This is a genomic window from Streptomyces sp. JLSY215 (assembly GCF_059682825.1).
Window position 1 is genome coordinate 95,045 of the sequence record NZ_JCASPU010000002.1, and the last position, 11,595, is coordinate 106,639.

The following is an 11,595-nucleotide window of genomic DNA, read 5'->3' on the forward strand; positions in this document are numbered from 1 at the left end:
ACACATAGGAGATCGGCAGAATGGCCCGAACCAGCGTCAAGATCGAGCCGGTCCACTCTGACGGCACCGTCTGCGACCACGACGTGAAGCCGTCCGGAATGCCCAGCGACCCGGACTCCGGCTGCACCGGCCGCACGGGCTACCAGGCCAAGTGCAGCGAGCACGGAGTCATCGACGGACCGCGCTACCTGCGCCTGCTCGTCGAACCGGAGGCCCGCGAGCACCGCGACAGCCACAAGACCACGCCGGCCTCGGACGCCCGCTGACCAACACCGTCCGACCGCCGGGCCCCAGAGGTCCTACCGAAGCCCGCCTCATCAGATGCGAAGAGGCCCCTGCCGACCGGACCTGGATCCGGTCGGCAGGGGCCGCTTTTTGCGTTCAGGGTCAGCTTCTGGCCTCAGGCCGGCTGCTCCTGCTTGGTCAGCTCTCGCAGCAGCGCGTGGTGCGCCTCGGGGTGTTCCTCGCGTAGGACTGCCCGGCGTAGGTCTCACCCAACAGTCGCCACAGGTCAGGGTTCTGTCCATGCGCTCCCCACGGGCAGCCGACGGAACCCCCGCAGGCACCTCAGGGACGGCTGGCAAGCGAACCCTGGCCCTACGCTGAGCGGCGACGGTGTCAGGTCTACCGGGGGGCGAAGATGGCAGCAGAACGCATCTGGCTGAATGTGCCGTTCCGAGAGAAGGACGAGGCGAAAGCACTCGGAGCTCGCTGGGATGGGGTGGCGCGGCGCTGGTACGCACCCCGGCCAGGGATAGCAGCCCTTCAGCGCTGGGCCCCGTCACCCGTGGCGAAGAATGGGGCTTCCGCAGCCGAGCAAGCACTCCAACAAGCGCGCCGAAATGCCCTGCGAGCTGCGGTCAGCACCCCCTCGCTTTCCCTGCGCCGTCCGTCAGCACGAGCGAAGAAGCGCAATGTCGAGGAGCCAGTCGGCCCCGAGCAGATTCGCGCTGTACTGGACGCCGTATTCGATCCTCATGCCCCAGAAAGCTCCAGCCGGTGGATCACAGTCCCCCCGTGGCACTGGTTCTGCCACATGTGCGACTCGCACATGCAACCTCCCCGTAGCATCGCCGTCGCCAGCGTCCGAAAGACGGGATGGGGCCGATGCGAGATCGTCTGCCAACCTTACGAGTGGTGGCACAACTGGAGCGGCCTGAAGCTTCCAATGCCCCAGCATGACGCGGTGGAGGCTGCAGGACTCGAGGCGCTCGCCAGACCGGGGAGCGCGGCGAGATGGCACGTCTCGGAACGCCGCTTCGAAATCGTCACTGGCAGCCAAATCGATGGGCGTGAGGATCGCAGGAGTCGCTAATCGGCGCTCACGCGACGTCGAGTGGGCTTTGGTCATACACGAGCGCAGAGCCACGCCCCCACACGCTCAAGGGACTCGCCCAGCCTGCGACCGCCGTGCCGCTGGGAGCACCAGGCTGTGCTCGCCGCTGCCCTTGACCCGGTTCGACCTCTACAGCGAGCGGCGCTGCGAGACACGCCTCAACCTCACTCCCGGACCACCGGATGCTCACCCACGCCCAAGGCTGATTTGGGCTTCCCCCGCGATGTGGGCATCCCGCCAGCGAACGACGCGGTGCACGCTGTCGCAGTGACGGGCCCGAGGGACCCGAGCACCCAGCCGCCCCGTTCTGCTTCGCCGACCACGAAGTCCTCAAGGCGCATCAGCACTGGCGTCACCGCTGAGATACCTGCGCAAGCTCGACGCTCCGCCTGCCGAACGACAAGGAAGGCCGGCCCCACAGAACTTCTGTGGGGCCGGCCTTCCTTGCGTTTCGAGCATGCTCGCTTGAATTCGCCTTCCCGGCAGTCGGGACAGCGGGGCAACTTAACCGGGTTAATTCCGTGCATGGCGGAGGGGCGGAACTCAGGCTTTCGGGGACTTCCCCTCCGCGGCACTCAGATCCAGGTGAGCACCACGTGAACGTGATGCACCACGTAGATCGTGGTCTCCCAGACCGCCGCGCCGGCGATGGCGTAGAAGGTCGCGCCGAGCCGCGAGACGGGATCAGGCAGCCAGTGCCTGGGCGGCTTGAACTCCCCTGCCCCAGCTTCCCGCACCCGTTCGTCGCTTCGCGGGGTCGGCTGAGCTGACGGCTCAGAGTTTGCTGTGCGACGATTGAACATGGTGTGTCCTCCGGATATGCCATGGGCCGGCCCCTCATCGGGTGTTGTGAGAGACGGTCGGTGAGAGGGCGGGCCCGTTCTTAATCTCGGTTCTTGAAACGCAGGATGAACGTGACGACGCCAGGGACAGCGGCGACCACGGCGATGAGCGACTGGAGAATCTCGAAGGAGACGCCCGTTGCGAGCAGCGCACCCATCACGAGCATCCCAGTGAGGACAAGGGTGGCGAGCGAGGTCCTGCTAAGGACCACGCTGATTTCTTCGTCTTCCCGACGCTGTCGAGCCTGGATCGCATCGGCCTTCTCCATGATTCGTACGTAGCGTTGGTCGGTTAGTGCCTCTCGTCGGGCGGACTTGCCGGGCATCAGGAACCCCCTTCCATCTGTTCCGCGAAGAACGTCTTGACTGCCTTCAGGTCGGTCACCGCGCTGATGCGGGCGTCGGCTTTCGTGGTGCCGACGGAGTTGATCGAGACGCCCAGCCGGGACGCGGTCAGCGCCATGGGGTAGGCGAAGATCCTTCGGGCTTCGAAGATTCGCTTCATCGACTCGGGCATCGCGTCGATGACGTGGAGTGCCTTCATGACCTCCGTGTCCGCGACGTCGGCGAAGATCACGGCGTACTCGTGGTCGGTCCAGTCCCTGCCGGTCCAGGAGTCAGGTACGTGCTTCAGTGCGTCCCGTGCGTAGAACCGCACAAGTTCGTGAAGGGACTGCACTGCGCGTTTTTCTTGGCGTACCCAGTCGGCGCAGAGACGGGCGTATGCATCCTCCACGACGCAGTCGGTGTCCACGCGCGGGTCCGCGCATGTGGTGAGAGCGATGCGCCGGCAAGGGGTGTATTGCTCGGCGATGAGTGCGCGCTGCGCGGCAACAATCGCAGGCGTCTTCTCGTAGAACCGGACGCGCCTCTTGATGAGGGACCTGCTCTCGGTGAAACGGGCCACCGATACCTCCTTTCGATTCGAACCCCACCGACTACCTACGGTGGCAGGTCCTGGGACCGGCGCTGTGGTGCTGCTGAGGGGAAGCACGACGTGACGGCCAGCCCTTCAACCGGACTGCGAGGAAAGGGAGATGGGGCACAAAAACGGAAGGCCGGGTTCCAGACCTCGCAGTCCGAAACCCCGGCCTTCCGCCCGGTGTTCCTGCTTGCTACTCGCTGCCCGTTTCAGGCAGATGACGCGTGACACGGTCCAGGCGCTCTCGCAGCTTGGCCACCAGTTTGTCTGCCTCGCCCTGATCGACGGTGGCTGCTTCTCGGTACGAGGCCGCGATGCCCTGCATCTCGGCAGCGAAGTCGACAGCGCGCTCGACGTAGCGGGTGAACGCCGCCACTGGGTCCGCCGCAGGCGCATCGCGATTAACCGGGTTAATCGTCTCGGCGGGCGCAGCGTCCGCCGATTCCTGGGCTGTCGTCTGCGAGGGCAACGCAGGGTCGGCGACGGCGACACCCGCATGCGTCGTCTCCGGCTCGGCCGAGGGCGCCGTGTTCGGAGAGCTGCCACGCGGCTTGCGCGGAGACTTAACCCGGTTAATCGCCTTCTCGGCTTCCGCGTGCTGCACCTCGGGGTGCATGCTGCCGATCCGGCGTCCGTCCTTCACCGTCAGCTCGCCGGTCTCGACCTTTTCCTGCAGGTCTTCGGGAAGCTTCAGCAGAGCCAGACGCTGGGAGACCCATGCCGGGGTCTTGCCGAGCCGGGCGGCAACTTCCTTCTGCTGGCCGTGAGTCTCGACCAACTTCTCAATTGCCTTCGCTTGGTCCAGCGGATCGACGTCGACGCGGTGGATGTTCGCGATCAGAGCCGACTCGAGGATGTCCGCAGCGCTCACGGCCAGATCGTCGTGGACGTCGATCCGAAGTTCATCGATGCCGGCCAGGCGTGCGGCGGCCAGGCGGCGGTTGCCGTCGATGACCACGTACGAGGCGTCCCCGAGTGCCTCCTCCTGCCCTTCGTGGGCCTTGAGGAAGGCCTCGCGGCGGACTACCGTCACCGGCTGGATCTGCCCCTTGGCCTTCAGTGACTCGGCGGTCTCCTCGACATCGGTGAGCTCCTCGCGGGGGTTGTACGGATTGTGCGCGAGCTCGGCCAGCTTCACCGCCGCCGGCGGACGCTTGCCCTCGCCGCTCATGATCTGTTGACGCGTCCGGACCCGGCGAGGTTCAGGAGCACCGACGTCCTGGCCCTCCTCGTCCAGCGTGAAGCCGCGCGTCACGCGCTGCTGCTGCTTCGCCTTGGCCTGCCTCATACCGCGAGCTCCTTCGCCAAGTCACGCATCGCCTGCGCGTGTTCACTGTCAGGTGCGTACTCCAGCAGCGGGATCTCACCGTCCGCGGCCTCTCGGCCCTCCTTGAGGTCCCCGATGACGGCGAGGACGGTGGGGGAGGTGCTGCGCTCCCACTGGTCGCGGTTCTCCTTGACCAGCTTGCCGCGCCGGCTGTCGTAGGCGTTGATGACCAAACCCAGGTAGTCGACAGTGATGCGTCCCTTGCGGCACAGGTCTTCCATCTGTGAGCGCAGGAGGCGGAAGGCCCGGTGAGAAGCCTTGTTTGCCCACACTGGGGTGATGACGCCGGAGCGGTCGGAGAGTTCTCCCTCGCGGCGCCGCACGTAATACAGGGCGGTGTCCATGTTCAGGCCGAGGCTGGGCGGCCCGTCGATGATGATCACGTCGTAGTCGTTCTCCAACGGCTCCAGTGCCCGCTCCAGAGCGGCCTCGCTGAAGGAGACCTTCGACAGAGCCACGTCGCGCAGGAACGCGTCGTCGGATGCGGGCAGCAGATGGAGGCGCTCCCCGAATCGCTTCTGATCGAGCGCGACCAAGAGGTCGTGGATGTCGCCCTTGGCGGTGCCATCCATGTGCATGAGGAGCGTCTCCACGTCGTCCTCATACATCAGGTCCTCGAAGCCCAATTCGGCCGTGAGGTGGCCCTGCGGGTCGTAGTCGACGATGAGGACGCGGTGGCCGGCCTCGGCGAGGGCCTGGGCCATGCCGCTGGAGATGAACGTCTTGCCGACGCCGCCCTTCTGGTTGGCCACTATGACCCGGACGACCGGCTGGGCCGTCAGCGGAGTCGTGGGGGAGGGGTGAGCCTCCAACCACATCGTCACGGCTTGGGCGAGGCCCTTCACATACGTCACGCCTCGCTCGGTGCAGGCGGCTTTGAATGCGTCCGGTTCCCCTGCGGGCAGGAAGGTGCCCCATGTTCGGGCACCGTCTGTCTTCACCTCCGGCACCTTCGTGGCGCCGTACCAGGTCTTGATGGCGACTTCGGTCGCGTCCTGGATGTCCATTCCGTGTTCAAAGGCCCGGATCTTCAGGTGCCGACGCAACTGCGGAGTGAGAGCGGTAATTAGCTTCTCTCGGTCTCCTCGTGGGCTTGGGATGCTCATGCGGCCGAACATTACTAGGTTCGGAGGTGGATCTGTCCACACTCACCGGCCGAGTCCCCTCAACGGCCCTTCTCGCGCTGCTCTCAAATCCGTGAACTATCCATGGAGGCCAGGGGAGTTATCTACGCTTATCGCAAATCTGAGGACTTGCACTACGGCATAGGCGGGCGGCGTATAAGCATGGGCGGGAACGGCTACACCTCCATCGAACTGACACGGCTTCCTAGAAAGCCCACTGGTCCCGCTGTCACTCCTGCCTGGAACTTCCTCACGGCTGCCCATCAGTCGGTACAGGGCGTGTTCGATGGCCTCGCCCTCGTACGCCTCGCCAAACAGCAAGAATCCGGCAAAGACGCCAGGGGGCGGCTTGGGCGGGACGAAACGGACCTGCTGCGGGCCGCGATCGTCTTCACCTCCAGCGGCCTCGACGCCTGTTGCAAACGCCTCCTCCGAGACACTGTGCCGCTGCTCGTGGAAGGCAATGGCAACGCCACCCGCAAGTTCAACGACTACGTAAAACTCGAGCTCGCCGAGGGGCCCTCCGCTGCATTGGCGGACGCCATCCTGAGCCCCGCACCACGCGAAGAGATGATCCGCCTCTACATCGCAGCACGAACCAAAGCCAGCTTCCAAGGCAGCAAAGACCTCAAGACACGGCTCCGCGACACCCTCGGAATCACCAATGCCCAGATACCGGAATCCCGCCTCAAGCAGCTGGACGACTTTTTCACAGCCCGCAACGCCATCGTCCACGATCTCGACTACCAAGACCCAAGCGCCCCACAGGGCAAGGCCAGAAACAGCAGAGACCTAGCCGGGGTGCGACAACAGTGTGACGAGGCGCTCACACTGGTCGCCGAGGTCATTGGTCAGACCGCAACCAACGTGCGAGCTCTTCCCTGACAAGCTGGGCAAACGATTGGTCAGGTACCCCGGACCCGTGCGGCGCGTGCTGTCAGGTGGTGCGTCCCTGTTGACTTGCGGCACTCTCAGCGTGGCGCCGTCACGCGATTCACGTGAAATGTCCTATGGTCTTGCTCCACAGCCTTGGAGGCAGGCTGGTGGCCAGCCGTTCGCCCGGATGAATGCGCAAGAGAGCCTAAGGGTGCGATGCCCAGCCTTCCCATGGTCAGCCATGTCACCTTGCAGCGTTGCGGTCACTGTTGAGCTACGGCGCAGTCCGGGATGTCGCCGGTTGGAGCTTCTATGCCGCACGTGCACGACAAAGCAGCCTTCGCCGAATGCAGGGAGCTGCTCGGCCTACCCAGCCAGGTACTGAGTCAGAGGGCGCACAATGGTCGACTGGTACTGGACACCGACCAGCCCGGCCAGCAGGCCTTCCAGGCGATGCTCTGGGACTGCTTCTTCAGTCGCGATATGGATCATCCCTGGGATCGCAACGGCGGCCGTTCGTTCCGCGACCTCATCCTGTACTTCTCCTACATCGCCCCGCGGCTCGACAGGTTGCTCATCAGCACCAACACTGCCGGAAGAGTCGCGAGTTACCTGCTGCCGTACACCAGAATCTTCCCGGATGGCTCCTACGAGCACTACGGCATTCCGGGACTACGCGTCGCCCAGATCAACAAGCGAACGCTCCTCCTTCGACACCTGCCGACACAAGGAATGCTCGTGCTGCAGGACACCAGTTTCAGCATGGCGACCCGCACAATGCGCTATCTCCTCAACGACGAAGTCGAGACCAGCCGCCGTGTCGAAACCGGCAACGCCCGCCAACCGGTCTGGCGCCAGAAAAGACTCACACCTGAGGAGGAAGCGGCCTCCAGCCACTGGGCGCCATCGCCCTGCACAGCGCTGCGGAGCGCGTTGATGGCGCGGTCCTACCTGTGGTGGCACTCCCACGCCGTCCTTTTGCCGCCCCGCCGCAGCAACGCAACTCGCTGCCTGCGCTGGTCCTCCAGCCATACATGCGCACAGATCGGCGAGCTGTTGACCGACAGCGGTGTGCGAATCCCACGCGCGACGTATAGCCGGCGCCGGGACGAGTACGACCTGGGCGTGCTTCGCCTTGGGGAAGGAGCGATCGAGTTCGACGGTCCACTGGACTCGCAGGATCCAATCCGGGACAGGTCCGCCTCACGAAATCCCCGTGTGGGCAGACGGGCCTAGCTGGAGTACCTGCCCAGGTCGGCCCCCAGCCAACGAGGCGACGCACAAGCCCGGAGAGCAAGGCACCGAAGCTCTGGGTACCAGTAGTCACCCAAATTTGGGTGCCCCCGTCACGGGCGCCCCTGAGTCGACGGGGCACCCAAAATCGGGCAGCCAGTCCACCGGGGCGGACGAGCGGGACATCCTGGACGCCGAGCTCGTCGACGACGAAGCAGCCCACGCTGTGAGCATGGCGCTCACCGAACTCAGCGACGACATCGAGACCAAGCTGCATGGCGCTGCGACGGAAACTCTGAAGGAGATCAACGCCGCGACGCAGACGATTCTCAACGCGTTACGGGAGGCGCTCAACAACCGGTAGAGCTCAACCACCCAAATTTGGGTGACCTATCAAGGAGGCGGGCCCGGGGCCCGCCTCCTTCGTGTGCCCCGTCGACGATCACTATTCGTTGACGATCGTCGCCGTGCGCACGACGAACCGAGGCTGTCAGCAACACGCCATGAGAGTGTGAAGGTCGCTCGTGCTGAAAGCGCTGTGGAAGAAGGGGAGCGGCGTGACTGTGGGAACGGGGAGACCGCCAGAGCTGACCCGGGCACACCGGATCCTGATCTCGGTGGTGGTCGCCGGGGCGGCACTGATCGCGGCCATCGGGTTCACCGGCTCGTACGCGGCGGTGCGCGAGCTGGCCGAGAAGAAGGGCTTCGGCGCGTTCTCGGCCGTTTTCCCGATCGGCATCGACGCGGGGATCGTCGTCCTGCTGGCGCTGGATCTGCTGCTGACCTGGATCCGTATCCCGTTCCCGCTGCTGCGCCAGACGGCGTGGCTGCTGACGGCCGCGACGATCGCGTTCAACGGCGCGGCCGCCTGGCCGGACGCGCTGGGTGTGGGCATGCATGCGGTCATCCCGGTGCTGTTCGTGGTGGCCGTGGAGGCCGCCCGGCACGCCGTCGGCCGGATCGCCGACATCACGGCCGACAAGCACATGGAGGGCGTCCGGCTGACCCGCTGGCTGCTCGCCTTCCCGTCCACGTTCCGGCTGTGGCGCCGGATGAAGCTGTGGGAGCTGCGCAGCTACGACCAGGTCATCCGGCTCGAGCAGGACCGCCTCGTCTACCAGGCGCGGCTGCGGGCCCGCTTCGGCCGGGCGTGGCGGCGCCGGGCGCCGGTCGAGGCGCTGATGCCGCTGCGGCTGGCGCGGTACGGGGTGCCGCTGGCCGAGACCGCGCCGGCCGGGCTGACGGCCGCGGGCATCGAACTTCCGGCCGTGGCCCGGCCAGCCGACCAGGCTCCCCCTGCATTGGCGCCGGCCGATGACACCGCCGAGCAGTCCGGACGCCGGGACGAGGAGAGCGGCCCAGCGCCTGCAGACGTCAACATGCAGGAGACGCCCGAGCGGACAGTTGGTGTCGCGGACCTCGCTGACGCCTTCCACGCCTACATCACCCAATACGGCACATCCCCCAACTCCCGGCAGTTCGGCTTGTACCTCGGTGACGCCTACGGCGTCACCGACCCGGAAACAGGCGGCCCGCTCGCCGAAGCCGTGCTGCGCCCCGCTCTGCAGGAGCTGCGCCGGGAACACCTCGCTGAGACGGGTGATGTCAGGGACGTGGTCGACCCGAAGCCTGAGTCTGGGCAGTGGAAGACGGTTGGCGCCGGTCACGCCGCATACGGCAGCGCGGTCGACCATGGGGCGGCCAGCAACGCCGGAGCGGCCTCTACGGCCACGCTTCCGGAACCGGTGGCCGCGGCGTCGGCCTCCGGTGAGGAGCGGGTACACCACCCGATCTCACCGGCCATCGACGACGGGACCGGACAGACCGACGTGGCGTCCTCAGCCCGACCGTCGGTCATCCCGTCAGCGCGTGTGCCGGACGACACCGGCCGACCGCAACAGCGGGAGATCGCAGCGACCGACACCGGTGCGGCGACGGCGCGGCAGCCACAGCACCAGGAGCAAGAGCTCGATGCCGAAGAGCAGAGGATCGAGCAGGTGGTGCAGTGGCTGATCGAAGCGGAGGCCGCCGGCAAGAAACTGTCCGGTGCCGAGGTCGCTCGTCGGCTGAAGGTGGCCCCGCGAACGGGTCAGCGCGACATCGCGGCGGCGAGGGAAATCAAGGAAGGTCGCGAGCGCGAGATGGGACAGCAGCGTCGCGGACATCTGAGGTCGGTGGCCGACCGCACGTGACCGATCGGCCACCACGAGGACAGGGCCTCGGTCAGGACTCTGAGTCGGCCGCTCTCCCGGCGAGCTTCGCCACCGGATCGGCTGGCCGGTGGCCGATGGCCGTTCCGGAGTCAGCCACATCGGCCATCGGCCGTCGGCCACGGACGCCGTGTGGCTGACGGCCACCGCCGATAGCAGGCACCCGCCACGGCGAGACCCCGCACTGGCCATTGCGACAGACCAGCAGCGGACCTGCAGGTATCCACCAGGGGTAAGCATTTGGGTATCCGCTCTGCGTACGGCGCAGGCTGATGCACCCACCAGCCATCCCCGGATACCCACCCACGCAGCGGCCTCGGCCACAGGCCTGGGCACGAGCGACTCAGGAGCGGAGCCCGCAATCCGTCCCGCATCACAGCTGCCAACTGCGGATCCTCGGAAGAACGAGACACCGGCTGAAGGCCGCCCAGTACCGCAGGTGCCCGATGTGCCGTGCCCCTCCGCGCATCCCGCCGCCTCCGCCTTTCCGCCCGCGCTTGTAGCCTCGCAGCGGACCGGCGTACGGGGCTGGCTGAAGCGTCTGCGTGGCCGCTGATCGGTCATGACATTGCGCGTGTTCGGCCATGGCCGATCCGCTCTCTTGGAGTGGCCGACCGGACTCCCAACCGGTCATCGGCCACCGGCCATGACGTGCGCGGGATCGGCCACCCGCCGACTGCCCCGATGCCGATGGCCGGAATCCCGGAGTCGGTCATCGGCCATGGCCGAGCGTGGCCGATGTGCTCGGTGGCCATCGGCCACGGCGCAGGCGCGCCCTGCCGAACCGCGGGGAGCTGCGGGTATTCGGTGCGGGGTAAGCATGTGGGTAATCGGCCGGCGTCCCGTAGTGCGGGTATGCGGTGGTGCTGAGGAGGACGCACTTTGCCCTGGGGTGTCGCGGTCAGCGAGAGCAGCGCGCCGACAGATCAAACGTTGGCTCGCAGACGGCGCGGCATCCCGGAGGGCAGCTCAGCTACTCGTGATCAGGGCCGCGCCCAGAGTGCCGATGATCAAATACGGTCCGAAGGCCAGCGTGCTCTTGCGGTGTCCGCGTCGGCTCAGCAGGAGCACAACCGCCACCGTGGCGCCGAGGAGATAGGTCAGGACGAGCGCGAGGACTGCGGCCTGCCAGCTGCGCCACCCGAGCACCGCACCGAGAGAGATCGCCAGCTTCGCATCGCCCAGCCCCATCCCGCACAGCGCGAGAACCGTGAAGACCCCTCCGGCCGCTGCCGCGACGACCGCGGCGCGCAGAAGGCTCCCGTTCTCGTGGTGAGCGGATGCGGCGCTGAGCAGTATCAGCGTGCCGACGGCGGCGGCCAGCGTCATGAGGTTCGGCAGTCGCTGCACGGCACTGTCGATCAGGAGAAGGCCAGCGCCGAGGAATGCGATCCAGTACTGGGCGGCGGCGTACCAGCCGACAGAGCCACCGGCCGCGACCACCGCGAACGCGGCGGCGGTGGTGAGCTCCGGCACCCAGGGCGCACACAGCCGCACACGGCAGTCGGGACAGCGCCCGCCAGGCGGAAGAAGCCGCAAGGAGTGCGGGCCCCACGTCGGCACCGGCCGCGGTGAGCAGGCCGGGCAGGTGACGGCAGCGGGCTGCCCGGCCGGGACGGCGAGGGCGACGACGACCGGGCGCAGGCCAGCACCGGCCACAAGGCCCACCAGTGAGGCCAGAAGCTGGAGCATGCGGCGTCCTCTCGTGCTGCGCCGCCGGTGCAC

Annotated in this window: 11 protein-coding genes and 1 pseudogene; 6 read left to right on the forward strand and 6 right to left on the reverse strand. The window is 66.7% G+C overall.

Annotation, left to right across the window (positions count from 1 at the left end; all coding sequences use genetic code 11):
* Window positions 1–20 precede the first annotated feature (20 nt).
* Entirely contained in the window at window positions 21–266 is a 246-nt protein-coding gene (locus AC5677_RS41375; RefSeq protein ID WP_497197068.1) for a hypothetical protein, read from the forward strand.
* Window positions 267–640: 374 nt separating this feature from the next.
* A pseudogene (locus AC5677_RS41380) lies at window positions 641–787 on the forward strand (DUF5710 domain-containing protein); the annotation flags it as partial.
* A 1,124-nt stretch (window positions 788–1,911) separates the two neighbouring features.
* Here the strand turns inward: AC5677_RS41380 and AC5677_RS41385 are convergent.
* The 5 genes from AC5677_RS41385 to AC5677_RS41405 form a co-directional block, all read right to left on the reverse strand.
* Window positions 1,912–2,073 (reverse strand): hypothetical protein, encoded by a 162-nt coding sequence (locus tag AC5677_RS41385; protein ID WP_497197069.1) that lies wholly within the window; start codon window positions 2,071–2,073, stop codon window positions 1,912–1,914.
* A gap of 146 nt (window positions 2,074–2,219) precedes the next feature.
* Entirely contained in the window at window positions 2,220–2,504 is a 285-nt protein-coding gene (locus tag AC5677_RS41390; protein WP_497197070.1) for a hypothetical protein, read from the reverse strand.
* Window positions 2,504–3,085, reverse strand: a complete 582-nt coding sequence (locus AC5677_RS41395; RefSeq protein WP_497197071.1) for an RNA polymerase sigma factor — start codon at window positions 3,083–3,085, stop codon at window positions 2,504–2,506. Before AC5677_RS41395 ends, AC5677_RS41390 begins: the two co-directional genes overlap by 1 nt.
* A gap of 208 nt (window positions 3,086–3,293) precedes the next feature.
* Window positions 3,294–4,388 carry a ParB/RepB/Spo0J family partition protein gene (locus AC5677_RS41400; RefSeq protein WP_497197072.1) on the reverse strand — a complete coding sequence of 365 codons (1,095 nt, stop codon included), beginning with the start codon at window positions 4,386–4,388 and terminating at the stop codon, window positions 3,294–3,296.
* A complete protein-coding gene (locus AC5677_RS41405; RefSeq protein ID WP_497197073.1) occupies window positions 4,385–5,434 on the reverse strand; it encodes a ParA family protein in 1,050 nt (349 codons plus the stop codon). The genes AC5677_RS41400 and AC5677_RS41405 overlap by 4 nt, the downstream gene beginning before the upstream one ends.
* A gap of 246 nt (window positions 5,435–5,680) precedes the next feature.
* Here AC5677_RS41405 and AC5677_RS41410 point away from each other — a divergent pair, with 246 nt between their 5' ends.
* The 4 genes from AC5677_RS41410 (at window position 5,681) to AC5677_RS41425 (ending at window position 9,852) form a co-directional block, all read left to right on the forward strand.
* Window positions 5,681–6,436: a hypothetical protein gene (locus AC5677_RS41410; RefSeq protein ID WP_497197074.1), complete on the forward strand. Its 756-nt coding sequence runs from the start codon at window positions 5,681–5,683 to the stop codon at window positions 6,434–6,436.
* Window positions 6,437–6,748: 312 nt separating this feature from the next.
* The gene (locus AC5677_RS41415) at window positions 6,749–7,663 is read left to right on the forward strand and encodes a hypothetical protein (RefSeq protein ID WP_497197075.1); all 915 of its coding nucleotides are present in this window, start codon (window positions 6,749–6,751) and stop codon (window positions 7,661–7,663) included.
* Between the two features lie 97 nt (window positions 7,664–7,760).
* Window positions 7,761–8,024, forward strand: a complete 264-nt coding sequence (locus AC5677_RS41420) for a hypothetical protein (protein WP_497197076.1) — start codon at window positions 7,761–7,763, stop codon at window positions 8,022–8,024.
* A 193-nt stretch (window positions 8,025–8,217) separates the two neighbouring features.
* On the forward strand, window positions 8,218–9,852 hold the full coding sequence (locus AC5677_RS41425) for a DUF2637 domain-containing protein (RefSeq protein WP_497197077.1): 1,635 nt from the start codon (window positions 8,218–8,220) through the stop codon (window positions 9,850–9,852).
* 987 nt (window positions 9,853–10,839) lie between these two features.
* On the opposite strand, the gene AC5677_RS41430 is transcribed toward AC5677_RS41425, so the two are convergent.
* Complete coding sequence (locus AC5677_RS41430; RefSeq protein ID WP_497197078.1) at window positions 10,840–11,562, reverse strand: prepilin peptidase; 723 nt, start codon at window positions 11,560–11,562, stop codon at window positions 10,840–10,842.
* Between the last annotated feature and the right edge of the window lie 33 nt (window positions 11,563–11,595).